At 71.2% G+C, this 24,003-nt stretch carries 23 protein-coding genes and 1 pseudogene; 17 read left to right on the top strand and 7 right to left on the bottom strand.

The features are described from left to right. Positions 1–10: 10 nt before the first annotated feature. Both ACQEV2_RS37740 and ACQEV2_RS37735 read right to left on the bottom strand, forming a co-directional pair. Complete coding sequence (locus tag ACQEV2_RS37740; protein ID WP_433052242.1) at positions 11–949, bottom strand: fumarylacetoacetate hydrolase family protein; 939 nt, start codon at positions 947–949, stop codon at positions 11–13. Next, the gene (locus ACQEV2_RS37735; protein ID WP_433052239.1) at positions 946–2,097 is read right to left on the bottom strand and encodes a VOC family protein; all 1,152 of its coding nucleotides are present in this window, start codon (positions 2,095–2,097) and stop codon (positions 946–948) included. Before ACQEV2_RS37735 ends, ACQEV2_RS37740 begins: the two co-directional genes overlap by 4 nt. A 135-nt stretch (positions 2,098–2,232) precedes the next feature. Between ACQEV2_RS37735 and ACQEV2_RS37730 the strand changes: the two genes are divergently transcribed. Further along, positions 2,233–2,868, top strand: a complete 636-nt coding sequence (locus ACQEV2_RS37730; RefSeq protein WP_433052236.1) for a TetR/AcrR family transcriptional regulator — start codon at positions 2,233–2,235, stop codon at positions 2,866–2,868. A 16-nt stretch (positions 2,869–2,884) separates the two neighbouring features. Beyond that, a pseudogene (locus ACQEV2_RS37725) lies at positions 2,885–3,417 on the top strand (TetR/AcrR family transcriptional regulator); the annotation flags it as partial. Positions 3,418–4,465: 1,048 nt separating this feature from the next. Here the strand turns inward: ACQEV2_RS37725 and amaP are convergent. Then, positions 4,466–5,059: an alkaline shock response membrane anchor protein AmaP gene (gene amaP / locus ACQEV2_RS37720; protein ID WP_433052233.1), complete on the bottom strand. Its 594-nt coding sequence runs from the start codon at positions 5,057–5,059 to the stop codon at positions 4,466–4,468. Here amaP and ACQEV2_RS37715 point away from each other — a divergent pair. Then, positions 4,958–5,725: a fatty acid desaturase family protein gene (locus ACQEV2_RS37715; RefSeq protein WP_433052230.1), complete on the top strand. Its 768-nt coding sequence runs from the start codon at positions 4,958–4,960 to the stop codon at positions 5,723–5,725. The genes amaP and ACQEV2_RS37715 overlap by 102 nt on opposite strands. Before the next feature lie 499 nt (positions 5,726–6,224). On the opposite strand, the gene ACQEV2_RS37710 is transcribed toward ACQEV2_RS37715, so the two are convergent. After that, positions 6,225–7,094, bottom strand: a complete 870-nt coding sequence (locus tag ACQEV2_RS37710; RefSeq protein ID WP_433052227.1) for a UbiA family prenyltransferase — start codon at positions 7,092–7,094, stop codon at positions 6,225–6,227. A 149-nt stretch (positions 7,095–7,243) separates the two neighbouring features. Between ACQEV2_RS37710 and ACQEV2_RS37705 the strand changes: the two genes are divergently transcribed. The 4 genes from ACQEV2_RS37705 to ACQEV2_RS37690 all read left to right on the top strand — a co-directional run bounded on the left by ACQEV2_RS37705 (position 7,244) and on the right by ACQEV2_RS37690 (position 10,309). Further along, complete coding sequence (locus tag ACQEV2_RS37705; protein ID WP_433052224.1) at positions 7,244–8,311, top strand: type III polyketide synthase; 1,068 nt, start codon at positions 7,244–7,246, stop codon at positions 8,309–8,311. A gap of 37 nt (positions 8,312–8,348) precedes the next feature. Next, positions 8,349–8,888 (top strand): isoprenylcysteine carboxyl methyltransferase family protein, encoded by a 540-nt coding sequence (locus ACQEV2_RS37700; protein WP_433052221.1) that lies wholly within the window; start codon positions 8,349–8,351, stop codon positions 8,886–8,888. Continuing rightward, positions 8,885–9,898: an NAD(P)/FAD-dependent oxidoreductase gene (locus tag ACQEV2_RS37695; protein ID WP_433052218.1), complete on the top strand. Its 1,014-nt coding sequence runs from the start codon at positions 8,885–8,887 to the stop codon at positions 9,896–9,898. Before ACQEV2_RS37700 ends, ACQEV2_RS37695 begins: the two co-directional genes overlap by 4 nt. Positions 9,899–10,117: 219 nt before the next feature. Beyond that, a complete protein-coding gene (locus ACQEV2_RS37690) occupies positions 10,118–10,309 on the top strand; it encodes a CsbD family protein (protein ID WP_433055088.1) in 192 nt (63 codons plus the stop codon). Between the two features lie 1,052 nt (positions 10,310–11,361). Here the strand turns inward: ACQEV2_RS37690 and ACQEV2_RS37685 are convergent. Continuing rightward, positions 11,362–12,750, bottom strand: coding sequence for a glycoside hydrolase family 43 protein (locus ACQEV2_RS37685; protein ID WP_433052215.1), 1,389 nt, complete (start codon positions 12,748–12,750; stop codon positions 11,362–11,364). A 260-nt stretch (positions 12,751–13,010) separates the two neighbouring features. Here ACQEV2_RS37685 and ACQEV2_RS37680 point away from each other — a divergent pair, with 260 nt between their 5' ends. The 4 genes from ACQEV2_RS37680 (at position 13,011) to ACQEV2_RS37665 (ending at position 16,803) form a co-directional block, all read left to right on the top strand. Beyond that, positions 13,011–14,435: an amidase gene (locus ACQEV2_RS37680; RefSeq protein ID WP_433052212.1), complete on the top strand. Its 1,425-nt coding sequence runs from the start codon at positions 13,011–13,013 to the stop codon at positions 14,433–14,435. Between the two features lie 40 nt (positions 14,436–14,475). Then, a complete protein-coding gene (locus tag ACQEV2_RS37675) occupies positions 14,476–14,694 on the top strand; it encodes a hypothetical protein (protein WP_433052209.1) in 219 nt (72 codons plus the stop codon). Between the two features lie 140 nt (positions 14,695–14,834). Beyond that, positions 14,835–16,313: a flotillin family protein gene (locus tag ACQEV2_RS37670; RefSeq protein ID WP_433052206.1), complete on the top strand. Its 1,479-nt coding sequence runs from the start codon at positions 14,835–14,837 to the stop codon at positions 16,311–16,313. Between the two features lie 43 nt (positions 16,314–16,356). After that, positions 16,357–16,803 carry a type II toxin-antitoxin system PemK/MazF family toxin gene (locus ACQEV2_RS37665; RefSeq protein WP_433052203.1) on the top strand — a complete coding sequence of 149 codons (447 nt, stop codon included), beginning with the start codon at positions 16,357–16,359 and terminating at the stop codon, positions 16,801–16,803. 3 nt (positions 16,804–16,806) lie between these two features. Here the strand turns inward: ACQEV2_RS37665 and ACQEV2_RS37660 are convergent, their stop codons facing one another. Continuing rightward, a complete protein-coding gene (locus ACQEV2_RS37660) occupies positions 16,807–17,646 on the bottom strand; it encodes a TIGR02452 family protein (RefSeq protein ID WP_433052200.1) in 840 nt (279 codons plus the stop codon). 311 nt (positions 17,647–17,957) lie between these two features. Between ACQEV2_RS37660 and egtA the strand changes: the two genes are divergently transcribed. The 5 genes from egtA to ACQEV2_RS37635 all read left to right on the top strand — a co-directional run bounded on the left by egtA (position 17,958) and on the right by ACQEV2_RS37635 (position 22,637). Continuing rightward, on the top strand, positions 17,958–19,262 hold the full coding sequence (gene egtA, locus ACQEV2_RS37655) for an ergothioneine biosynthesis glutamate--cysteine ligase EgtA (RefSeq protein ID WP_433052197.1): 1,305 nt from the start codon (positions 17,958–17,960) through the stop codon (positions 19,260–19,262). Beyond that, positions 19,259–20,578, top strand: a complete 1,320-nt coding sequence (gene egtB / locus ACQEV2_RS37650; RefSeq protein ID WP_433052194.1) for an ergothioneine biosynthesis protein EgtB — start codon at positions 19,259–19,261, stop codon at positions 20,576–20,578. Before egtA ends, egtB begins: the two co-directional genes overlap by 4 nt. Continuing rightward, complete coding sequence (egtC, locus tag ACQEV2_RS37645) at positions 20,578–21,369, top strand: ergothioneine biosynthesis protein EgtC (protein WP_433052191.1); 792 nt, start codon at positions 20,578–20,580, stop codon at positions 21,367–21,369. Before egtB ends, egtC begins: the two co-directional genes overlap by 1 nt. Continuing rightward, positions 21,366–22,328 (top strand): L-histidine N(alpha)-methyltransferase, encoded by a 963-nt coding sequence (egtD, locus tag ACQEV2_RS37640; RefSeq protein WP_433052188.1) that lies wholly within the window; start codon positions 21,366–21,368, stop codon positions 22,326–22,328. The genes egtC and egtD overlap by 4 nt, the downstream gene beginning before the upstream one ends. Positions 22,329–22,421: 93 nt before the next feature. Next, positions 22,422–22,637, top strand: coding sequence for a dodecin (locus ACQEV2_RS37635; protein WP_433052185.1), 216 nt, complete (start codon positions 22,422–22,424; stop codon positions 22,635–22,637). Positions 22,638–22,649: 12 nt separating this feature from the next. On the opposite strand, the gene ACQEV2_RS37630 is transcribed toward ACQEV2_RS37635, so the two are convergent. Then, a complete protein-coding gene (locus ACQEV2_RS37630; RefSeq protein WP_433052182.1) occupies positions 22,650–23,141 on the bottom strand; it encodes an LNS2 domain-containing protein in 492 nt (163 codons plus the stop codon). A gap of 83 nt (positions 23,142–23,224) precedes the next feature. Here ACQEV2_RS37630 and ACQEV2_RS37625 point away from each other — a divergent pair, with 83 nt between their 5' ends. Continuing rightward, entirely contained in the window at positions 23,225–23,968 is a 744-nt protein-coding gene (locus ACQEV2_RS37625) for an MBL fold metallo-hydrolase (protein ID WP_433052179.1), read from the top strand. Positions 23,969–24,003: the final 35 nt, after the last annotated feature.

The raw sequence follows: 24,003 nt of genomic DNA, 5'->3' as shown, positions 1-24,003 counted from the left end.
CTTCGGGGTCTCAGTTCGCGTCGGCCACAGGCGTGCGCTGCTCGCCCAGGTCGATCCGGCCGTCGGGGGTGGCGATGGTGGCGGTGACGACGTCGCCCTGGTGCAGGTAGTGGGGGTTCTTGGCCTGGGTCTTGAAGAACGCTTTCCACTTCACCGCGGGCGGCAGCAGCGCGCCGATCTTCTCGAGGGCCTTGGGCGGGGCCTTGAGTGCCGTGCCGCCGGGGGTACCGGTCAGCAGCAGGTCTCCGGGGTCGAGGGTCTGGAACCGGGCCAGCAGTGTGAGGACCTGCGCCGGGCGGACGATCATGTCGGCGAGGGTGCGGTCCTGCCGCAGCTCGCCGTTGACGCTCAACCTCAGCCGCAGATCGAGGAGATGGGCGAAGTCCTCCGGCTCCAGCAGCGCCAGGTAGGGGCCGGTCGGTGTGAAGGTCGGGTAGGACTTGCTCTCATAGAACTGCGTCTTGGTCAGCTGTACCTCGCGGGCACTGACGTCGTTGGTGATGACGAGCCCGGCGACGTACGACGCCAGGTCCCGCTCCTCGACCACGGTGCCGATGGGCAGGGGGGAACCCATGACCAGGCCGAGTTCGACCTCGTAGTCCAGGAATCGCACGTGGGAGGGCCGGACGACGGCCTCGCCGGGGCCGCTGACCGAGCCGGATGCCTTGCGGAAGAAGGCGGGCGGGATGTCACCGGTGAAGCCCGAATCGCGGGCGTGGCTGCGGTAGTTGACCATCTGGGCGACCACCCGGCAGGGGGTGGTGACCGGCGAGAGGGCGACCAGGTCGGCGACGGGGGTGCCCGCCTCGCCGGAGCCGGCGGCCTCGCCGACGGCGGCCCGGTCGGCCAGCAGCTCGGCGGTGGTGACGGCCTTGGTGTCGATACGGACGGCTCGCGCGTCGCGCACCACCCACCAACCGTCGGCGGTGCGCAGGACGTTGGTGCTCATGAGTTCATCGCTTTCATCAGGCCCAGCAGACGTGCGGGGTCGAGTTCGTTGTCGCCGCGCAGGGCATGCAGCACCTCGCGGACCTTGGCGGGGGACGGACTGGCGCCGAGGAAGTCCCGGGTGACCGGCGGCCCCCACTGGGCCAGCCCGCTCGCCGACATGGGCGCCCAGCCGGGCTCGACGTCGCAGGAGAACAGGTCGCCGTCGGCGGAGTGCTCCAGCATGAAGTGGTCGGGGTCGCGCCAGTAGTCGAACAGCTGGCTGCCCTGGATGTGCCGGCCGATGCCCCAACTGCGCTGGTAGCCACGCTCGTTCAGGTATTCGCCGCCGGCCGCGATCGAGTCGAGGTCGGTGACCTGGTACGCGGAATGGACATAACCCGTCCCCGGCCCCAGGTGCATGGCCAGCGTGTGATGGTCGGCCGGCACGCTGCCCAGATCACAGCGGATGAAGGCCATCGTCGGGCCGCGTCCGCGCTGCCCGTCCAGGAACAGGAAGTCGGACACGATCATCCCGAGGGTGTCCAGATACCAGTCCAGGGCCCGGCCGAACACCCGCGTCTCCAGCACCACATGACCCAGGCGCTGGATGCGGGACGGCTCGCGCGGCGGGCGCTGCGTGACGTTCCGGCGCCGGTGCTCGGTGCCGAAGTTGAGGAGCAGCGGCTGCTGTCCGGGCAGCGCGGGCAGAGTCTCGGCACAGTGCACGACACGCACCGGGAAGCCGGACGGGTCGAGCAGGCCGACCGCCCTGCCTCCGCCGGGCACGTCCGCGTCCCGTACGGCCGCCCCGGTAGCCCGCGCCAGCCGGTCCAGGTCGGCCCGCTCGGCCGCCCGGAACGCCGGGCCTGTGAACCGGGACGTACGACCACGCCGGATCACCATGCAGGGCGGGCCGGCGAACGTGCCCCGCAGCCACAGTTCGTTCTCAGTGCGAGCGGCGATCTGGAAGCCGAAGTCACGGGCGAAGACCTCGGCCCGGTCCAGGTCCGGCTTCTCGAACTCCAGCCAGGCCAGGTCCGCCACCTTGATCACCGGATTCCGGGAGCGGCCGGGATGCTCGCCCCGCAGGGCGCCCTGCTCGCTGTGCAGGTCCTGGTGCGGCGTCGCGACAGCGGCTGCGGGTGCGGCTGCGGGTGTTTCAGACATGGTGCCCTCCGAGCAACATCGCCATAATGAGGAAATCATCAGCTTTGACAGAAGTCTCGTCAATAGGGAAGCGCCAGAGACTGATGTATTCATCAGAACTGTGGTGGCCCTGGAAGCCGCCGCTAGACTCGGCCCATGCCCACCTCAGCCCCGCCCAGCAACCGGTTCGAACGGCGCCGGGCCGAGACCCGCGGAGCCCTCGTCCGCGCCGCCCGGCAGATCCTCGCCGAGACCGGGGACACCAGCGCCAGCATTCAGGCGATCGCCGAACGCGCCGACGTCGGCTTCGGCTCCTTCTACAACCACTTCGAGTCCAAGACAGAGCTGTTCGAGGCAGCAGTGGTGGACGCCCTGGAGGAGTTCGGCCAGACCTTCGACGAGCACCTGACCGGGATCGACGACCCCGCTGAACTCGTCGCGGCCGGCTTCCGGCTCAGCGCCCGGATGGCCGAGTCCCACCCGGAACTCATGCAGGTGCTGCGTCGGCGCGGCCTCGGCCACCTCCACTCGGACAACGGCCTGGCGACCCGCGCACTGCGCGATCTTCAGATCGGCATCGCCTCCGGCCGCTTCACCGACGTCGAGCCGGTCGTCACCCTCTCCGCGCTGGGCGGGACCCTGCTGTCCCTGGTGGAGCTGCGGTTCGCCCGCCCCGAACTGGACGGCGACGAGGCCGCGGCCAACCTCGCCGAAATGGTCCTGCGCATGCTGGGTGTACCGCCGGACGACGCCCACGAGGTCGCCCGTCGCCCGCTGCCCGACTTGCGCTGACGAGTCGACACCACAGAAGGGCACGTCCATCGCGGTGGTCAGCGCCAAGTGCGGCCTGCCCGCCGGCTCGATCCACTGCGCCTTCAGGGACAAGGACGACCTGATCGCCGCGGCCCTCGAGCGCGTCTTCGAGACCCGGCTCGCGGCCGTGGAGCTGCCCGGCGAGGAGGCGGGAACGCCGCTGCAGCGGGTCGCCGCCATGGCAGCGATCGCGGCGAAGCCGCTGGTGGACGCCCCGGACTTCCTCCGCCTGGGCCTGATGATGGCCTTGGCCGCCCGTCGAGCCGCGCGGCAGGACGGTCTTCCTCCAGGTCCGTGACATCGCCCCGGCAGCGGATCACCGAGGCGATCCCGCCCCTCTTCCCGGCGCTCGACGAGGATGCCGTCCGCACCCTCACCGCCTATGCCGTGGCCCGTGCGGACGGCCTGGTCGTGCACCGGAAGGTCAACGGCGACACCGTCGACCTGGTGGCGATGTTCGAGCTGCACGCACAACTCGTCCACGACGCTGCCACCCTGATGGCGGCGAGGAGTAACGAACTTCACTGACCGAGCTGAAGAGCCGAAACACTGCGAACCACAGTGCCGGACCCTCCGGCGTCGTCCTGTGACGCGTCATCCAGCACCGCGCTCCCTGGGGCGGACAGTGCACCGCCGGTGACCTTGGAAGCCTTGAGGGCGATGCGGTTGCCGGAGGCCGCAGTGACGGTCGCCGTCACAGCAACCTCTTTCCTCGTCGCCCCAGCCCTCGACACCTGGCTTCGCGCCAAGGGATACCCGCCCGACCTCACTCCGCCCCAGGCAGAAGCGCCATGATCAGGCAGCCAGATCAATTGCCCGTGGCTCCCTCGCTACTAAGGCTCCGTGCCACACCGGGAGCACTCAGGCCGAGGCGTACGTTGTCCTCATCGCTGTCGGCGACGGGTGCGACGCCGCGGCACGGGACCGCCAGTGCGAGTACGACCGACGCCGTCGTGGGGATCAGCTCGGTGAACACGGCGCCCAGGCCGGTCAGGGCTCCGTCGCCGCGTCGGCTCGGCCGGACGGTCGGTCCGGCACTGTGACACACGAACAGCCGCACGCTCAGCGGCACTTGGGTCCGCCGCCGTGGCCGGGCTCTTCAGCGGGCCGGGCGCCGAGTGGAGCGCCACATGGAGCGGCCCGCCAGGTAGAGCAGATCGGCGATGAGGAGTAGTACGCCGACGGACGACACATAGAGCATGCCGTCGACGGCCGCTCCGATGGCGAGTACGGCGGGACACGCTGTGACCGTGCTCGGGTGTCGCGTCGGCCGAGGAGCGGCAAGTGGCGGCGTCCGCCGACAGCGTGCCCCACCGATCCCAGGGTCCACAGGCTGATACCAACGACAACGTCATCCTCGGGCTCATGAGCAGCCCCTCGGCCGCAGGGCCGTCCTCGGCGCTGCTCGCCGCACTCGTCACCGGCATGGCCGGTGTCTTCGACCTCGCCGACAGCGCAACGAATACGCGCAGGCGACGTACAGCTCGTCCGATCCTCTGCAGGCCAGAGTGCTCGGGTTCCAGAATCCGGGACGCCTCACAGGTGGTACCCCCATAAGACTTCGGCCCACGGGGGCCTAGGCGGCGCGTTGGGCGCGGTGGCGGACTTCCTGGAGTCGGACCTTCGACGGGAGGCGGTCCAGGCCGGCCGAGTCTCGTGCGTGGGCGAGCGTTTCCCGGCTCAGTCGCCCCAGAGTCCGCGCTGGATCCGCGTGAGGCTCCAGCAACAGCCGTACGCGTACGGTCGGAGCGGTACGTCGGCCCGTCAGCCGTACATGAGCCCGCGAGACCCCGTCCAGGGCCTGCGCCTCTTCCTCGATCACGTCTTCCAGCGTGCGGAGGTCGAGTCGGGCCGCCGCGCCGTCTCGGCTGTCGACGAGGACCCGGTCCAGGCGGTGTCTGCGCTGTGCGAGGAGCCACCACAGGAGCAGGACCAGCAGCACGGCGAGCACCGCGATGAGGGTCGGCCACCACCAGCCTTCATCCCGCCATCGGGTCCGTCCCTCGGCGCCCAGCACCACATCGTCCGGCCCGCGGAAGGGCCACCAGCCCGGCATGCCGAAATCCCAGTGGCGCTGCAGATCCAGCCCGCCCAGCAGCACGCCGCCGCCCAGGGCGAAGAGTCCGAGGCCGAGAAGCCCCAGCAGCACCCGGTTCACTGTCTTGAGCATCGGGATCACCTCAGCCCTTCGGGCGCCGGACGTGCACGGTCAGCGTGGGTGTCCGGGCGAGACCCAAGGACCTCACGGCTTCGTCCAGCGTGGCGTCCAGGTCCGCGCGGACCTCCTCGAGACTTTCCGCTCCTCACGCTGGAGGGCTTCAACCTGCACGTGTCGAGCGTGAAGGCGCTGGCCAATCGCTCACTCAAGCACCGAACGCTCGACGGCACCCTGCTGTTCGCGCACTTCGCGGCCTACCTGGCCGTCCTGCTCTGGCTGCTGCCGCCCGGCATGGCGATCGCCTTCCTCGCCGTCCACCAGGGCCTGTTCGGCGTCTACCTCGGCGCCCTCTTCGCGCCCAACCACAAGGGCATGCCGATCCTGACAGGCGAAGAGCGCCCGGACTTCCTCCGCCGCCAGGTGCTCACGTCACGCAACGAGCGCGGCGGCAGGTTCACCGACATCGCACTGGGCGGGCTGAACCGTCAGACCGAGCACCACCTGTTTCCCAGCATGCCCAGCCCCAACCTGCCCAAGGCCCGCACCATCGTGCGGCGCTACTGCCAGGAACTGGGTCTGGACTACGTGGAGACCGGGCTGATCACGTCCTACCGGCTGGCCCTCCCAAGTCTCCATCAGGCCGGAGCACCACTCCGGCACGCCCGCGTCCCTGCCTAGAGACGTGCCGCAGCCATCGGCGGCAGTCAGGTGGTCACGGACGACACGCACCGGTCCAGGAGCACGGCGAAGAACACGTCGGCTCGTCCACGTCCGGCGTTTCCGCAGTTCGCAGCCCCTCACGGCGGACTTCACGGCGCCATCCGGCACGGTTCCCTCGCCGGAGTCCTCTCGGGCCCGTCGGGCTCGCGCCCCTCTTGCGGGACGGGGTTCAGTGGTGGGGGATCCACGGGATTGATCGTGTGTGTGCCCCGACCTGCTGCTTTCGTGGATTGACTGATGCCTGGTCAGTTCCGGCTACTCGTGAGTGCGCGAGGGAAGCGCGTCAGTGCCTCAGGGGTGCGGTAGGCAGGGTATACGGCGGTCGAGCGAGCGGCATATGCCAGGCGTGCTCAGGTTGTTGATGTCGGACAGAACTTGCGAGCTGACGGCAGCCGCAACAAGTGGCGGGGAGCTCCCGTTTCCGCCTGTGGGTTTCGTACGGTCTGAGGCGGCGCGGTCAGGCGATTCCGGTGCCACGCAGCAGCAGTAACGTCACGTCCACCGCCGCCACGGCGACCGCCGCCGCGAACGCCAACCGCTCCCAGCGGCGTCCCAGCACCGTCCCCACCGTCGCGATCAGAGCGGTCACCACGAGCACTGCCAATCCCCCCCTGCCGGGTGGCCCGGCAGGACCCAGCACCAGAACCGCGGACGCGGCCACCAGCGGCACCGGCAGCAGCAGCCGGGTTCCGTCCGGGCCCAGCCGGTGCGGCCATCCCCGTATGCCCGTCGCCAGATCCCCGCGGATGTCCGGCAGTACGTCACCCAGATGGGCGCCGACCCCCAGCAGCGCCCCGGCGGTGACGATCCACCAGGCCGGCCAGGGGTGCCTCGGCAGCCCCAGCGCCACGAATGCCGGGAGCGCGGCGAAACCCACCGCGTACGGCGCCCAGGACCATGCTGTCGCCTTGAGCCGCAGGTCGTAGGCCCACGCCGCCGCCACCCCGGCCAGGTGAACCGCGCCCGCCCACAGGCCACAGGCGAGCGAGAGCGGCACGCACAGCGCCAGCGCGGCATAGGCGGCCACCCACACCTCCGTCACGCCGACCGTGCCGTCGACGACGGGTTTGCCCCGACGGCCGAGCGCGATGTCCCGGCGCGCGTCGAACGCGTCGTTGCACCAGCCGACGGACAACTGCCCGGTCAGCACGGCGGCGCCGGTCAGCACACAACGCTCGGCGGCCTGGCCGGCGGTGACGGCCAGCCCGGCCATCAAGGCGGTGACCGCCACCACAGGCCCCGGGTGGCACGACCCGGCCAGACCAGCCACCCGACCGGCCCAACTCGCCTCGGGGCCGCCGGTCGTCAACTGCTCGGGAGTGCCCACCCGGCCGATCGTAGGCGCCCGGGACCCACCCGGCCTGCACACGCGCCCTCAGGGCGAACGGCCGGACGGGCGATTCATGGTGTCCGAAACTCCGGACAGGGGAACACGTGGAAAGCAACTCACCCGAGTGGTAACCGGACGGGAACCATATGACGCGGATCGCCGCCGTTCACGGTGCCCTCGCACCGCACCGCCGCACCCAGTCCGAGATCACCGACATGGTGGCCCGCACCTGTCTGCCCGAGGGAACTGACCGCGGGGTCCTGGACCGGCTGCACCGCGGCGCGAAGGTCGGCTCGCGTCACATGACGCTGCCGCTCGAACGGTACGGGGAACTGGACGGATTCGGTGCCGCCAACGACGCCTTCATCGCCGCCGCCACCGGCCTGGGCGCCAAGGCCGTCCGGGGCGCTCTGCACACGGCCGGCCTGATCGCCGCCGACGTGGACCTGCTGATCTTCACCTCAGTCACCGGCATCGCCACCCCCTCGATCGACGCACGGCTGGTCGGCCGGCTCGGACTGCGGCCGGACGTCAAACGACTGCCCCTGTTCGGCCTGGGCTGTGCCGGCGGCGCCGCCGGCCTGGCCCGTATGCACGACTACCTGCTGGGCCGGCCCGACCACGTGGCGGTGCTGCTGTCGGTCGAACTGTGCTCGCTCACCTTCCAGCGCAACGACGCCTCCATGGCCAACCTGGTCGCCACCGCACTGTTCGGCGACGGCGCCGCCGCGGTCGTCGCCTGCGGCGGGAACCGCCCGGGCCGCCCGGACGAGACCGTCGGCCCGACGATCGTGGACACCCGCAGCCACCTGTACCCGGACACCGGACGCGTCATGGGCTGGGACATCAAGGACACCGGCTTCCAGGTCGTCCTCGACCCGCAGGTCCCCGATGTCGTACGCCGATACCTCGCCGATGACGTCGAGGGGTTCCTCGAAGACCACGGGATCAAGCCGAAGGACGTGACCGCCTGGGTGTGCCACCCCGGCGGCCCCAAGGTCCTGGAAGCCGTCGCCGAGACCCTCGACCTGCCCGACGACGCACTCGATGTGACCTGGCGTCACCTGGCCGATGTCGGCAACCTGTCGTCGTCATCGGTGCTCCACGTACTGCGCGACACCTTGGCCGAACGCCGCCCGCCGCCGGGCACGCCGGGTCTGCTGCTGGCGATGGGGCCTGGCTTCGCCTGCGAACTCGTCCTGCTGCGCTGGTAGTTCGGACCGCCGAAGGACACGAAGGACATAGGGACACATGATGTGGTACGGACTGCTGGTGGCCGCCGTCGCCGCCGAGCGCCTCGCCGAACTCGGCGTCGCCCGCCGCAACGAGTTGTGGAGCACCGCCCGCGGCGCGACCGTGACCGGGCAGGGCCACTACCCGGCGATGGTCGCCCTCCACACCGGCCTGCTCATCGCCTGCCCGGCCGAGGTCTGGCTGGCCGACCGGCCCTTCGTGCCCGCCCTGGCCTGGCTGATGCTGGCGGTACTGGCGGGCGCCCAGGCGCTGCGGTGGTGGTGCATCCACACCCTGGGACCCCGGTGGAACACCCGGGTGATCGTCGTACCCGGCCTGCCGCTGGTGACGGGCGGCCCCTACCGGTGGCGGTGGCTGCGGCATCCCAACTACGTGGCCGTCGTCGCCGAGGGCGTGGCCCTGCCACTCGTCCACACCGCCTGGGTCACCGCGGCCGTGTTCACGGTGCTCAACGCCGCTCTGCTCACCGTGCGCATCCGCTGCGAGAACCGGGCGCTGGCCGCCGCGACCACCTCGACCACGACCGTTCCGGCGTGATCGACGTACTGGTGGCCGGCGGTGGGCCGGCCGGTCTGGCCGCCGCGATCCACGCCGCGCTCGCCGGCCTGGAGACCGTCGTCGTCGAACCCCGTTCCTCGCCCGTGGACAAGGCCTGCGGGGAAGGAGTCATGCCCGGCGGTGTCGCCGCGCTGCGGGCACTGGGCGTCGAGGTCACCGGCCGCGAACTGCGCGGCATCCGCTACATGGACGGCACCACCCGCGCCGAAGCGTCCTTCCGTGGCGATAACGGGCTGGGAATCCGCCGTACGACGCTGCACTCCGCACTGCACCAGCGCGCTCTCGACCTCGGCGTGCGCATGCTGCCGGGCAAGGTCGGCGAGGTGCGCCAGAACGCGGACACGGTCACCGCCGCCGGAACCACGGCCCGCTGGCTGATCGCCGCCGACGGCCTGCACTCCCCGGTGCGCCGCGGCCTGGGGCTGGAACTGCCGGGTCGTCCCCACGGCCGCTACGGACTGCGCCGGCACTACCGCGTCGAACCGTGGACGGACTTCGTGGAGGTCCACTGGTCCCGGCACGGCGAGGCCTACGTGACACCGGTCGGCGACGACCTGGTGGGCGTCGCGATCCTCAGCCGCAGCCGCCGCGGGTACGACGAGCACCTGGCCGCCTTCCCGGCCCTCACCGCGTCGCTGCGCGGCCCGGCCGCGACGGAGGTACGCGGCGCCGGACCACTGCGGCAGCGGGTGCGGCGCCGAACCGCCGGCCGTGTCCTGCTCGTCGGCGACGCCGCGGGCTACCTGGACGCCCTCACCGGCGAGGGCATCGCCCTCGCGCTGGCGACCTCCGGGGCCGCCGTCCACTGCCTGGCCGCCGGGCGGCCGGACGAGTACGAGCGCACCTGGACCCGGCTGACCCGCCGCCACCGACTGCTGACCGGAGCCCTGCTGGCCGCCGGCCGCCGTCCCGGCACCGCCCGCCTCATCGTCCCCGCAGCATCCCGCATGCCCTCGGTGTTCTCAGCCGCCGTCCACGCACTGCAGTAGCGGCCGATTCCCCACCGCGACCGGACGCCTCCCGACGGCCGCCAGCACTGTTCACGCGACCCGACTGCGGCTGCACTGTGAGCACGCGTCCGGCTTGCGGTACGGCAGGCCCTTGCTTGTCCCTGCTGGTCAACGCTTGTTACTGACGCCGGTGGGAAGGCCGATGGAGAAGAGGCCAGGAGCAGACCGTTGACTGGCCGCCTTCAGATACCCCAGTAGATAACTCACGAAGGATGGCGGACGACGAGTATCGCCAAGAAGATCGCGCACAAAGCCGAAGCCATCAAGGGTGGTGCCAAGAAGACCATCGGTCGCGTCACAGGTAGCCGGCGTCTGCAGGCGGAAGGACGCGGCGACCAGGTCAAGGGCAACACCAAACAGGCTGGAGAACGGCAACTGGGGCGCCGCTGACCCCCTATGCATGGGATGACTGCCTGTGAGGCACGCACCATGCGCCGACTGACCACGCCCCGCGCGGCAGGGCCTGGGACCTGCTGGTGGACGTGTGACAGCACTGCAACATCAAGCTCCGGGACGTGGCCGCCGCCTGGTCGCCACGACGACGGACGAGGCGCTCCCGGAACCGATACAGCGGGAGCTGCGCCGGGGGCTGCGGTGCCTCCATCTGGCAGACCGGCGGTGACGGCATGCGTGCCCAGCGGACGGCACCGGGAGCTGTGAGCTCAACTCTCCGGTGCTTCGTCCCGGACGGCCGTCGGACGGCTCCGTTGTGCAGCCCACCTCGCGGAACTCAAACTCCGGCCTGTCCCTTCCCTGCCCCCGAAGCCGTTGAGCAGGCAGAACGCTCGAGGAGCGCCACCCCGCCGACGGCGTCACCGCGGTGGCGGCAGGTAGACGGTGAGCGTATGTGTCGCCATGTCTGTCCCGACCAATCTGTGCCATCCGACGCCCGCCCTTCGCGACCACCCAAGGCAACCGGCTGAAACGGAACCACCGCGAGCACCCAGGGCACGCACAGCACCAGGTACGCCGACCGAGGAGAGGTCGCCAGCCGCGACTTCTTCACCCTCCGGTGCGCACGCAGCGCAGTCCACCGCATCACCAAGGCCACCAGGAAGGCCCCAGACCACACCGCCGCAGCCCGGGGTGACGCATAGGTCACGCCCGCGGCCACGAGCAACAGGCCGACCCGCCGGAGCCACCTTCGCCGCCGTACACGCAGACTGTGCGCGACCACCGGCACAAGGTCGAACCCGTACGACGGCACAGGTTACGGGCCGCCCGTGCAGGACGTGATCCAAAACCCACTGCGCCATGGGCTCGCCCAAGGGCGGGCAGTCGTCGCTTCCCTCCAGGTAGGTGCGTCTGCGCGTGCTGCGGCGGGGTTTGTCCGGCGCCTTGTCCTTGCCGCGGAGCCGCCGGGAACTCCCGGGAAATCCAGGGAATCGGAAGGAAGTCCTCCGCATCCCTCAACGCAACTCCCAGGCCAGCAAGGGCGTAGCTCAGCCCCACGCCCCCACCGGCACGAACGAACTGTCCTGCCGGAACAAGTCCGTCCCGTTCGATCGTTCCACTCGCAGCTCGTAGCTGTAGTGCCGCAGGTAGTACCCGGGGTAGTTGTACGACTCGAAGCGGATCGAGCCGCTCGCCGTTCCGGTGCGGGCGACGAACGTGGCGTCCTTGGCGAACGTCGACGTGCCGTCGTTGGTGTCGAAGCGGGCCCGGAAGTCCCAGTGGCGCAGATAGCGGCCGGAGGCGTCGCGGAAGGAGTAGCCGTTCGCGTCCGCGAGGCCGGGCACGACCGTGAACGTCGAGGCCTGCTTCTCGGCGGTCGTGCTGGAGCCGCTCACCACCGGGAGGTTGAGCAGGGAGGACTGCACCTGCCAGTAGCGGGTGGCGTAGTTGGCCGACTGGAAGGAGCGGGTGACGTTCTTGGGCAGGGTCGGGCCACCCGAGACCGTTTCCTTGATCACCGTGAAGTGGCGGGCCGTTCCCGAGACGGCGGGCAGGGCCGCCGGGGCCGACCAGTTGGCGAAGGTGTCGTAGCTGTCGCTGTAGTAGTAGGTGCCGTCGCCGTAGCCGTCGAAGAACAGGCGCCAGGCGCCGTTGTCCAGTTGCACCAGCGCCGGGCCCTCGCGGTAGCTGCCCCAGCCCGCCCAGTTGCCCGTACGGGAGATCGTGTACGGGCCGGTCAGGCTGGACGCCGTCGCGTACTCGATGTACTTCGTCGTCTCGTTCTTCGTGAAGGCGTGGTAGGTCGAGCCGATCTTCACGATGAAGGTGTCGATGTGGTTCGCGCCGATGCCGGACAGCGCCACCGGTGAACTCCACGCCGTCAGCGAGGAGTTCGTGGCCTTCAGCAGATACGGCGTGAAGATCCACTCGTCGTTCGTCGTCGAGCAGGAGACGATCACGTTCACGCTGCCGTCGCTGTCGACGAACCACTCCGGCGCCCAGGCGCGGGAGAGGTTCGCGATCGGGACCGTGTAGTCGTACAGGAAAGTCCAGTTGACCCGGTCGGTGCTGCGGGCGAAGCCGATGGTGGTGCTGGTGTCCTGCCAGGTGTGGGTCGTGTAGGTGATGTAGTAGTAGCCGTTGGTGTGCTTGAAGATGCTCGCGTCCCGGATGCGGTTGCTCGGCGGCGTGTACGCCGAGGACTTGAGCAGCCGGAAGTCCGTCGCGTCGTCCGACTGATAGACGTTCACGGTCCCGTCGTTGCTGTTCAGGAACGGCACGATCGTGTAGCGGGTGGCCGAGCCGCTGGGCGGTGCGGCCGCCAGTGCCGTGCCGAGCAGGCCGGGGACCTCGCCCAGGGCCAGCGCCGAGGCGGGCAGGACGGCCATCGCACGCAACAGGGTGCGGCGGGACGGGGTGTGGGGGCGTCTGGTCACGTGCGGCTCTCCCTACGGCTCAAGGGACCATCCCGGCATACACATGCGCGGCCCAGCATGTGTTCGGAATGCCGAACATGGTTCGGAAATTCGATCAGAAGGTAGGGGTGCGGTCCGGGCTCGTCAATGGTTCATGCATGAAGAAGCGTGACCTGGGAGAAACCTGTGGTGAACCTGGGAGCACACCGGGCGAAAACGTTCCGCCGTCGGGCCACCGGAGGTTACCGTTCGGTAGACAACGTCGTCCCGGAGGTGCCCGTATGACACCCGACCGTGCCGCAGGCCTCGCCGAGTCCGCCCGTGCGCTGGCCGACGGGGAGGTGACGTCGCAGGCCCTGGTGGCGGCGGCGCTGGCGCGGATCCAGGCGACCCAGGGGTCGCTCAACGCCTTCCGCGTGGTCCGGGCCGAGGCCGCCCTGGCCGAGGCCGAGGCCGCGGACAAGGAGCTCGCCGCCGGGGGGCGCCGGCCGCTGCTGGGTGTGCCGGTCGCGGTCAAGGACGACATGGACGTGGCGGGCGAGCCGACGGCGTTCGGGTGCGGCGGGGAGTTCCCGCCCGTCGCCGAGGACGGCGAGGCGGTACGGCGGCTGCGCGCGGCGGGGGCCGTGATCGTCGGCAAGACCAACACCTGCGAGCTGGGGCAGTGGCCGTTCACCGAGGGGCCCGCCTTCGGCGCGACCCGCAATCCGTGGAACCCGGAGCACACTCCCGGTGGCTCGTCCGGCGGTTCGGCCGCCGCCGTCGCCGCCGGGCTCGTGCCCGCCGCGCTCGGCTCGGACGGCGCCGGCTCGGTGCGGATCCCTGCGTCCTGGACCCATCTGATCGGCATCAAGCCGCAGCGCGGCCGCATCTCGACCTGGCCGCGCGGCGAGTCGTTCCAGGGCATCACCGTCAACGGCACCCTCGCCCGTACGGTGGCCGACGCGGCCCTCCTGCTGGATGCGGCCGCCGGCAATCACGACCTCGACCCGCACCGGCCGCCGGCCATCGATGCCTCCGGAGCCGTGGGCCGCGACCCCGGCCGGCTGCGCATCGCGCTCGCCCTCAAGCCGCCGTTCACCGCCGTGCCCGCCCGGCTGCAGCCCGAGGTGCGGGCCAGGGTCGTCCGACTCGCCGAGAAACTGAGCGCGTTGGGGCACGTCGTCGAGGCGGCCGATCCGCCGTACGGCCAGATCGGGCTGACCTTCGTGCCGCGCGCCACGGCCGGTATCGCCGAGTGGGCCGGCGAGGTGCCGTTCCCCGCGCTGCTGGACCCGCGCACCCGGAGCGCCGCCCGGCTGGGCCGGTTCCTCGGCGGGGTGCCGCTGCGGGTGGCCCGGCGGGCGGAGGCGGTGCTGCACCGTCGTATCGGCGCGTTCTTCGAGTCGTACGACGTGATCCTCGCGCCCACCACGGCCACTCCCCCACTCCGGATCGGCGCGATGCTCGAACTCGGCGGTTTCGCCACGGACCGTGCGATGATCGCCGCCTGCCCCTACGCCTGGCCCTGGAACGTGCTGGGCTGGCCCGGCGTCAACGTCCCGGCCGGATTCGTGGGCGGTCTGCCCGTCGGCGCCCAGCTGCTCGGGCCGGCCAACAGCGAGCCCCTGCTGATCTCGCTGGCCGCGCAGTTGGAGGCGGAGCTGCGCTGGCACGAGCTGTGGCCACCGCAGCAGGGCGAGACGGCACCCACCGCCGTGGTCTGAGGCGACACCGACTCCCCGGGCCAGGGCCTACCCTGTGGCCATGGGCGATGCGTCGATGGTCGGGCTCATGGGGCGGGTCACGGGGACGATCGGGCCGGGACTGGTCGGCGAGGTGATCGCCCGGGTGCGTGGCGGCGCCGAGCACTTCCTCGCCTATCCCGCACCCGGCACGGACCGCATCGAGCGGGGCACGGTGGTGATGGTGGTGGAGTACCAGCCGCCGAGGACCGTCTACGTCCAGGCCGCATACGACAGTTGAGCCCGCTCGGGCGCAGGTGAGAGCCGTCCGCGTCAAGGTTTCGACAAGGATGCGCCGGCGTCTGTACCGCGGCCGCGCGCAGGCGCACACTCCCTTCGTTCGGTGCCGAAAGGGCACCATGCAAAGGGGGCGTATGCCGGATGGTCATCGGCGTCGTGGCGGGGGCGGCGGTTGCCGCCGTCCTCGTGCTGATCGGTGTGTTCAAGATGATGTGGCGGGTCGCTGAGCCGAACGAGGCGCTCATCATCTCCGGTTCCAAGCACCGTACGGAGGGCCTGGAAGAGGGCATGGGCTTCCGTATCGTCACCGGGCGCGGCACTCTGGTGCTGCCCGGTGTGCAGGCGGTGCGCAAGCTGTCGCTCGATCTGAACGAGACCGAGTTGCACGTGGACTGCGTGACCCACCAGGGCATTCCGCTGAAGGTGCGGGGCGTGGTCATCTTCAAGGTGGGCGACGACTTCGTGTCGATCGCGAACGCGGCCCGCCGTTTCCTGGACCAGCAGAAGCTGATGGCGGAGCGGGTGCACAACGTCTTCGCCGGTCATCTGCGGTCCATCGTGGGCGGGTTGACGGTCGAGGACATGATCCGTGACCGGGAGAAGCTCACCGGGCAGACCCGGGCGGCGTGCGGTACGGAGATGGAGAAGCTGGGGCTCATCGTCGACTCGTTGCAGATCCACGAAATCGAGGACCCGACCGGGTACATCCAGAACCTCGCCATGCCGCACGCGGCCGCCGTCCAGCGGGACGCGCGGATCGCGCAGGCGGAGGCGAACCGGCTGGCCACGGAGGCGGAGCAGCAGTCCTTCGCGCGGATGGCCGAGGCGACCCGGGACAGCGAGATCCTCCAGGCCGGCTACCAGGCCGAGCGCGACAAGGCCGCCGCCAAGGCCCAGCAGGCCGGACCACTCGCCGACGCCGCAGCCCGGCAGGAGGTCGTCGTCCAGATGACCCGGGTCGCCGAGTTGGAGGCGCAACGGCGCGAGCAGCAGCTCCAGGCGGATGTCCGTAAGCCCGCCGACGCTCAGGCGTACGAGAAGCGCACGCTGGCCGAGGCCGAGCGCGACGCCCGGATCTCCGCGGCGCAGGCCAAGGCGAAGGAGACGGAGCTGGCGGCCGCGGCCGAGGCGACCCGGGTCAAGACGGCCGCGGGTGCCGAGGCGGAGGCGACCAAGGCGCGCGGCGCTGCCACGGCAGCCGCCACCCGAGCCACCGGTGAGGCCGAGGCGGCCGCCGCGCAGGCCAAGGGGCTCGCCCAGGCCGAGGCGACCAAGGCCAAGGGCCTCGCGGAGGCGGAGGCCATCAAGGCCCGTGCCACCGCCCTCGCCGAGAACCAGGAGGCCGTGGTCGCCCAGCAACTCGCCGAGAACTGGCCGGAGATCGTCCGGGCCGGCGCGTCCGCCTTCGGCAGCGTCGACAACATGGTGCTGCTCAACGGCGCCGACGGGATGGCCGACATGTTCGCCAAGGCGCTCACCATGGGCGGCACGGGGCTGGGGCTGGCCCGGCAGTTGCTGGCCTCGATGAACCAGAACGGACAGGCTCCGAACGGGACTTCGTCGCTCAACGGCCTCGCGTCGCCTCCCCCGGCGCAGAAGGTTCCGATGGACGAGAAGTAGGCCCGTCGGGTGTGTTCACGGGGGCAGCCTCTAAGGTGCCCCCGTGAGCACGTACACCGACGAGAACGTCCCGGGCCGTTTCGGTCCGTCGGCCACGACCGAAGCCGACCCACGCGCGGTCGGCAAAGTCCGCACCGAGTACTCCCCCGCCCACGACGGCGACCCCGACCCCGGGGAGGTCGTCTGGACCTGGGTGCCCTTCGAGGAGAACGACGGGCGCGGCAAGGACCGCCCGGTGTTGGTCGTGGCCCGGGAGGCCGCCGGCACCTTCCTCGCCGTGCAGCTCTCCAGCAAGCGGCACGACGGGGACCGCGAGTGGGTCGCCATCGGCAGCGGGCCGTGGGACCGGTCGGGACGCGACTCGTGGGTGGACGTGGACCGCATCCTCCGCCTCCACGAGGAGGGCATGCGCCGGGAGGCGTGTGCGCTGGACCGTGGGCGGTTCAACCTGGTCAGACACCGGCTGCACGAGCGCTACGGCTGGACCTGAGCGCTACCGCTGCAGCTGACGCTCCGGAAACGCCCGTACGAACGCCTCCCGCACCACACTCCCCGGCGTGCGGTCCAGGATCCCGAACACCACGTGCTCGAAGGCCGAGGCGAATCGCCCGCCGGGCCCGAGCAGCCCCCGGAACGCCCCCGCCACCTGCGCCGGATCGTTCTGGAACACCCCGCAGCCCCACGCGCCCAGCACCAGCCGCCGGTACCCGTGCGCCGCGGCCGTCTCCAGCACGCGCTCGGCCCGTGTCGCGAGCGCCCGGGACAGCTCGGGCACGCGCTCCGGTGCCGTACGGCGGACCACGCCCGCGTTCGGGGCGGCGGCGGTCAGGAAGCCGGTGGTGTACGGCTCGTCCAGGAGGCTGCCGCGGTCGTCGCGGAAGACGGGCACGCCGGGTGAGTGGATGACACGGTCCGTGTAGAACGGGTCGCGGTGGGCGCGGTGGTGGTCGTAGAACTCGCGGGCCTGGAGCAGGCACGTGTACAGCGCCGACGCCCGGCACAGGGCCTCTTCCTGGGCCTGGGCGCCGTTCAGATAGCCGCCGCCCGGGTTGCGGGCCGAGGCGAAGTTCAGTACCGCCGTCTCCGCGCCGAGTCGGCTGGCGGCCTCCAGGCTGCTCTCGCCCGTGACCTCGAAGCACGTCTCCGCGCAGCGCATCTCCGCCACGGAGATCCGCGGTACCGGCACCGGGTCCGGCCCGTGCATCCGGGTGCCGTCCCGTGCCGCCTCGATCGCTGCCGCGACGGTCATCTCGCGGCCGTCCGGCGCGCGGTAGGTGCCCGCCGCCACGATCTGTTCCGTCTGCTGTGCGATGCCGCGCAGACGCGCGCTCACGGCGCCACCCCCGTGCGCGCCATGACCGCGCGCCGCGCGATCTCCCCCGTCGTGCTCATGCACCGATCCTGGGCGATGCTGGTGATGCGGTGCAACGGAGTTTTTCCGGGGCTCCGTCGGCCTGCGCAAACGACCGGGAAAGCCCCTGGAAACGCCTGGAGTGCGGAGATTGTTCAACCCATTACCGACCCGGAACGCACCGGAACGCACTCTTGTGCGAAACGACGCGAGGGTCTTGGGTGGAACGAGTGCGCCGGCCCGGACGGTCACTCCGGACCGGTGACATTGTGGACTCTCAGGAGGATCCCGACATGTCCGATTCGCTAAGTGACTGTACGGAGCAACCACGCACCGCAGTCACCGAAGCCGAGGTGGAAGCCCTGGTCAAGGGCATCTGCTTCAAGACCGGCCCACCCCGCACCGTCGGGGTCGAAGTGGAATGGCTCGTCCACGAGCTGCGCAGCCCGCAGCTCCCCGTGACACCCGAACGACTCGAAGCGGCCTACGCCGCACTGCGGACCGTGCCCCTGAGGTCGGCGCTCACCATTGAGCCCGGCGGCCAGCTGGAGCTGAGCTCGCCGCCCGCCGCCTCACTGATGGAGTGCATCGGCACCGTCTCCGCCGACCTCGACACCACCCGCGGGGTCCTGCGCGAGCACGATCTCGGTCTCGTCGGCATCGGCAACGACCCCTGGCACTCGCCCCGCCGGTTCCTGCGCGAACCGCGCTACGACGCCATGGAGGCCTGCCTCGACCGCACCGGCCCGGCCGGCCGCGCCATGATGTGCACCTCGGCCTCCGTGCAGGTCTGCCTGGACGCCGGTTACGAGGAGCCCGGCCCGCTCGGCCACGGGCGGCGCTGGTGGCTGGCGCACCAGCTGGGCGCGGTCCTGGTCGCCGCCTTCGCCAACTCACCGCTCGCCGGGGGCGAGCCCACCGGCTGGCTCTCCACCCGGCAGCTGCTGTGGATGGAGATCGGCGCGGGCCGCGCGGGCGCGCCCCCGCTGGACGGCGATCCGCGGGCCGCCTGGGCGCGGCACGTGCTGGACGCGCCGGTGATGTGCGTACGGCAGGACGGCGGCCCGTGGGACGTACCGGACGGTCTGACCTTCCGGGACTGGACCACCTCGGGGGTCCCCAGGCCGCCGACGCACGAGGACCTCGACTACCACCTCACGACGCTGTTCCCGCCGGTCAGACCACGTGGCCATCTGGAACTGCGCATGATCGACGCGCAGCCCGGTGAGGACGGCTGGATCGTGCCGTTCGCCGTGGCCACCGCGCTCTTCGACGACCCCGAGGCCGCCGAGACCGCCTACCGGGCCGTGAAGCCGCTGGCGGAGCGCGCCCTGTCGCTGCCCGCGCCGCACAATCCGCTGTGGATCGACGCCGCCCGGTCGGGGCTCGCCGACCCCGAGCTGCAGGAGGTGGCGGTCAGCTGTTTCGCGGCGGCGCTGGAGGCCCTGCCGAGGCTGGGGGCCACGACCGAGGTGGTGGATGCCGTGGCGGCGTACCGGGACCGCTACGTCGTCAAGGGCCGCTGCCCCGCCGACGACCTGCTGGACGAGCTCTACGGCACGGACCGCACCCTGCACGGGAAGGACGACTGGACATGACCGACCCCGCCCTCGATGCCGACACGCTCCGCGAGCGGGCGCTGACCACCCTGACCACCGCCCGTGCCCGGACGACCCTGCTGACCTCTTGCGTCGACGAGCCCGACCTCACCGCCCAGCACTCACCGCTGATGTCCCCGCTGGTGTGGGACCTCGCGCACATCGGCAACCAGGAGGAGCAGTGGCTGCTCCGGGCGGTCGCCGGGCGGGAGGCGATGCGGCCCGAGATCGACGGTCTCTACGACGCCTTCGAGCACCCGCGTGCCGAACGCCCGTCGCTGCCGCTGCTGCCGCCGGCCGAGGCCCGTCACTACGCGGCCGAGGTGCGCGGCCGCGTCCTGGACCTGCTGGAGAGCACCGCGTTCCACGGGACGCGGCTGACCGAGGCGGGCTTCGCCTTCGGGATGATCGCGCAGCACGAACAGCAGCACGACGAGACGATGCTGATCACCCATCAGCTACGGAAGGGCCCGCAGGCCCTGACCGCCCCCGATCCGGAACCGGCTCCGCTGTTCACGGGGCCGTCCGAAGTCCTGGTCCCCGGCGGCCCGTTCACCATGGGCACGTCCACCGAGCCGTGGGCGCTGGACAACGAACGGCCGGCGCACCGGCGTGAGGTGCCGCCGTTCTATATCGACACCACTCCGGTGACGAACGCCGCGTACCAGGCGTTCATCGAGGACGGCGGCTACGACGACGACCGCTGGTGGACGCCGGAGGGCTGGGCGCACATCCGGCAGCACTCGATCCACGCCCCACTGTTCTGGCGCCGGGACGGCAAGCAGTGGCTCAGGCGCCGCTTCGGCGTCACCGAGGTCGTACCGCCCGACGAGCCGGTGCTGCACGTGTGCTGGTACGAAGCCGACGCGTACGCCCGCTGGGCCGGGCGGCGGCTGCCCACCGAGGCCGAGTGGGAGAAGGCGGCCCGGCACGACCCGACCACCGGGCACTCGATGCGCTACCCGTGGGGCGACGCCGACCCGGCGCCGGAGCACGCCAACCTCGGTCAGCGGCATCTGCGCCCGGCCCCGGCGGGGAGCTACGAGAAGGGCGAATCACCGCTCGGCGTACGGCAGTTGATCGGCGACGTGTGGGAGTGGACGGCGAGCGACTTCCTGCCGTACCCGGGGTTCCAGGCGTTCCCGTACAAGGAGTACTCGGAGGTGTTCTTCGGGTCCGAGCACAAGGTGCTGCGGGGTGGTTCGTTCGCCGTGGACGCGGTGGCCTGCCGGGGTACCTTCCGCAACTGGGACTATCCGATCCGGCGGCAGATCTTCTCCGGGTTCCGCACGGCCCGCTCCGCGGGGGACGTCTGATGTGCCGTCACCTTGCCTATCTGGGCCCCGAGGAGCCCCTCGGCAGGCTCCTCGCGGAGCCCCCGCACGGGCTGTACCGCCAGTCGTGGGCGCCCCGGCGGCAGCGGTACGGGACCGTCAACGCCGATGGTTTCGGGGTCGGTTGGTACGCCGAGGGGGACCCGGTGCCGGCGCGGTACCGCCGGGCCGGGCCGATCTGGGCGGACCTGTCCTTCGCCGATCTCGCCCGCGTCGTACGGACCACCGCGCTGCTCGCCGCCGTGCGGGACGCGACGGTGGCGGGCGCCGATCAGGAGGCCGCGGCGGCGCCGTTCGCATCGGGTCCCTGGCTGTTCAGCCACAACGGGGCCGTGCGGGGCTGGCCGGGATCTCTGGCGCCGCTCGCCCCGTCCCTGCCCGCCGTGGACCTGCTGTCCATGGAGGCCCGCAACGACTCCGCGTTCGTATGGGCGCTGCTCCTCGCGCGGCTGCGCGGCGGGGACGAGATGGGCCAGGCGCTGGCCGACACGGTCCTGGAGGTCGCCGAGGCGGCCCCGGGATCCCGGCTCAACCTGTTGCTCACCAACGGCGAGACCATCGCCGCGACCGCCTGGGGCGACACCCTCTGGTATCTCACCCGGCCCGGTGGCGGCACCGTCGTGGCCTCCGAGCCCTACGACGACGATCCGCACTGGCAGGAGGTCCCCGACCGCACCCTGCTGGCGGCGAGCCGCACCGATGTGCTGCTCACCCCGCTCAAGGAACCGAGCGACACCCTGGCCCCCGTACCTCCCAAGGAGCCCAGCACGTGAGTCCGTTCCTTCTCACCCGCACCCTGCCCGAGGACGCCACCGACGCGGCCCTGCGCGCCGACGTCCTGAAGGGCCTGACGAGCACTCCGAAGACGCTGCCGCCGAAGTGGTTCTACGACGCGCGGGGCAGCGAACTCTTCGAGCAGATCACCGAGTTGCCCGAGTACTACCCCACGCGCGCCGAGCGCGAGATCCTCGTCGACCGGGCCGGCGAGATCGCCGCGGCGTCCGGCGCCCGCACGCTCGTCGAGCTGGGCTCCGGCTCCTCGGAGAAGACGCGGTACCTCATCGACGCGCTCACCGGGCTGCACACGTACGTCCCCGTCGATGTCAGCGAGAGCGCGCTCAGCCAGGCCGGGCAGGCGCTCATCGAGGAGCGGCCGGGGCTGGACGTGCACGCGCTGATCGCCGACTTCACGGCGGGGCTCTCCCTGCCGGACACACCGGGCCCCCGGCTGCTGGCGTTCCTCGGCGGCACGATCGGCAATCTGCTGCCGGCCGAGCGCGCGGCGTTCCTCGCCTCGGTGCGCGCCCTGCTCTCCCCCGGTGACGCGCTGCTGCTCGGCACGGACCTGGTCAAGGACGAGAGGGTCCTGGTCGAGGCGTACGACGACGCGGCCGGGGTGACGGCCGCCTTCAACAAGAACGTCCTGGCCGTGATCAACCGCGAGTTGGGCGCCGATTTCGATCCCGGCGCCTTCGACCACGTGGCGCTGTGGGACGCGCGGAGCGAGTGGATCGAGATGCGGCTGCGCTCGCGTACGGCGCAGACGGTGAAGGTGCCCGCGCTCGATCTCGCCGTCGACTTCGCGGCGGGCGAGGAGATGCGCACCGAGGTGTCGGCGAAGTTCCGCAAGGAAGGCGTGCGTACGGAACTGTCGGCGGCCGGGCTGGAGCTGGCGCACTGGTGGACGGACGGTCAGGGGCGCTTCGCGTTGTCACTGAGCGTGGCGCGGTGACGGACGGCTCGCGCGATGCTCCGGCTTGGGGCACGGTGGAGTGACGCGTGACCGATCCGCCACGGCGGAGTCACGGGAGAGGAGCACACCCGCATGACGAACCACACCTACCGGGTCACGGATATCGTCGGCACCTCGCCCGAGGGCGTGGACCAGGCCATCCGCAACGGCATCGACCGTGCCTCGCAGACCCTGCGCAACCTGGACTGGTTCGAGGTGACCGAGGTGCGCGGCCAGCTCGACAACGGGCAGATCGCGCACTGGCAGGTGACCATGAAGGTCGGCTTCCGCCTGGAGGACGCCGGCTAGCACGCCGGGTCGTCAGGTCCGCCCCTCCCGCTCCTGCGCCACCTTCAGCGCGGCGGACGGGGCGGTCCAGCGCGCCCGTACGACGGTGAAACCGGCCCGTTCGGCGTCCTCGCAGACCAGCTCGTCGTCGTCCACCAGAACCCGGATCTCCCGGCTCTGGGCGAGGCGGCGCAGGATCTCCAGCTTGGTGCGCCGGGCGGGCCTGCGGTCGTCGTTGCGCCGCATGTACACCCGCCCCTCGGGCAGCCCGTGCGCCGCGAGCCAGTCGAGCGTGTCCCGCCGGCACCGCTCGGGCCGCCCGGTCAGATAGCGGACCTCGCACTCCTTCGCGCTCTCCCGCACGAGCGCGATGCCCTCCGCGAGCGGCGGGTCCTGCGGGGCGGCCGCGAAGAAGGCGTCCCAGTCACGCGGTTTGCGCTCGAGGAAGTGCTGCCGGTGTGCCGTGTCGGCGAGGGTGTTGTCCAGGTCGAATACGGCGAGCGGGAGTCTGCTGCTGTCGGTCACGCCCCTCACCCTACGACCACGCTTCTGCCGGCCCGGAGAAAATCGGCTGCTCGCCGACAGGGGCGGCACTAGGGTCCCGTGTCATGCGACTGACGGTTCTCGGCGGCTGCGGTGCCTGGCCGACTGCAGACCAGGCCTGCAGTGGCTACCTCGTCGAGTACGCCGGATTCCGCCTGCTCGTCGACCCCGGATACGCCACGCTGCCGCGTCTGCTCGACCATGTCACCGTCGACGCGGTCGACGCCGTGCTGATCAGCCACGGGCACCCCGACCACTGCGCCGACCTCAACCCGTTGCTCCGGGCCCGAGGCCTCAGCGACGACCCGCCACCGGCCTTGCCCGTCCATGCCCCGCACGGCGCGGTCGACGCCGTGCTCGCCCTCGACAGACCGAGCATGCTCGCCGATGCGTACCGCCTCCATGAGTTCGCCCCCGGCGACCGGTTCGACATCGGCCCCTTCACCACGGACACCTGGCTGCTGCCGCACTTCGTGCCCAACGCCGGCATCCGGCTCGCCACACCCGGGTCCGTGCTCGCCTACACCGGCGACACCGGCCCCAGTCCCGACATCCCGCGCCTCGCGCAGGGCGCCGACCTGTTCCTGTCGGAGGCCACGTACACCCACCGGGTACCGACCGCCGACGCACCGTACCTGCTGACCGCACGGCTGGCCGGCCAGTACGCCCACCGGGCGGGCGCCGCCCGGCTCCTGCTCACCCACCTCTGGCCGGGCACGGATCCGGCCATCGCCCGGGAAGCAGCCGCAGAAGCCTTCGAGCACCCCGTCGGCGTCGCGACCCCTGGCCTCGTCGCCCAACTCGGCTGAGAGGGCTCCACACCCCGGCAACCTCCGCGCGCCGG

Source organism: Streptomyces sp. CA-251387 (assembly GCF_050936625.1).
In the GTDB taxonomy this organism is placed as follows: domain Bacteria; phylum Actinomycetota; class Actinomycetes; order Streptomycetales; family Streptomycetaceae; genus Streptomyces.
This window is presented reverse-complemented; position numbering and strand designations above follow the sequence as displayed.

Bases quoted from the DNA above. Each gene is read 5' to 3' on its own strand.
- ACQEV2_RS37740 (WP_433052242.1), bottom strand. From the start codon at position 949: ATGAGCACCAACGTCCTGCGCACCGCCGACGGTTGGTGGGTGGTGCGC.
- ACQEV2_RS37735 (WP_433052239.1), bottom strand. From the start codon at position 2,097: ATGTCTGAAACACCCGCAGCCGCACCCGCAGCCGCTGTCGCGACGCCG.
- ACQEV2_RS37730 (WP_433052236.1), top strand. From the start codon at position 2,233: ATGCCCACCTCAGCCCCGCCCAGCAACCGGTTCGAACGGCGCCGGGCC.
- amaP (WP_433052233.1), bottom strand. From the start codon at position 5,059: ATGCTCAAGACAGTGAACCGGGTGCTGCTGGGGCTTCTCGGCCTCGGA.
- ACQEV2_RS37705 (WP_433052224.1), top strand. From the start codon at position 7,244: ATGACGCGGATCGCCGCCGTTCACGGTGCCCTCGCACCGCACCGCCGC.
- ACQEV2_RS37700 (WP_433052221.1), top strand. From the start codon at position 8,349: ATGATGTGGTACGGACTGCTGGTGGCCGCCGTCGCCGCCGAGCGCCTC.
- ACQEV2_RS37680 (WP_433052212.1), top strand. From the start codon at position 13,011: ATGACACCCGACCGTGCCGCAGGCCTCGCCGAGTCCGCCCGTGCGCTG.
- ACQEV2_RS37675 (WP_433052209.1), top strand. From the start codon at position 14,476: ATGGGCGATGCGTCGATGGTCGGGCTCATGGGGCGGGTCACGGGGACG.
- ACQEV2_RS37670 (WP_433052206.1), top strand. From the start codon at position 14,835: ATGGTCATCGGCGTCGTGGCGGGGGCGGCGGTTGCCGCCGTCCTCGTG.
- egtA (WP_433052197.1), top strand. From the start codon at position 17,958: ATGTCCGATTCGCTAAGTGACTGTACGGAGCAACCACGCACCGCAGTC.
- egtB (WP_433052194.1), top strand. From the start codon at position 19,259: ATGACCGACCCCGCCCTCGATGCCGACACGCTCCGCGAGCGGGCGCTG.
- egtC (WP_433052191.1), top strand. From the start codon at position 20,578: ATGTGCCGTCACCTTGCCTATCTGGGCCCCGAGGAGCCCCTCGGCAGG.
- ACQEV2_RS37635 (WP_433052185.1), top strand. From the start codon at position 22,422: ATGACGAACCACACCTACCGGGTCACGGATATCGTCGGCACCTCGCCC.
- ACQEV2_RS37625 (WP_433052179.1), top strand. From the start codon at position 23,225: ATGCGACTGACGGTTCTCGGCGGCTGCGGTGCCTGGCCGACTGCAGAC.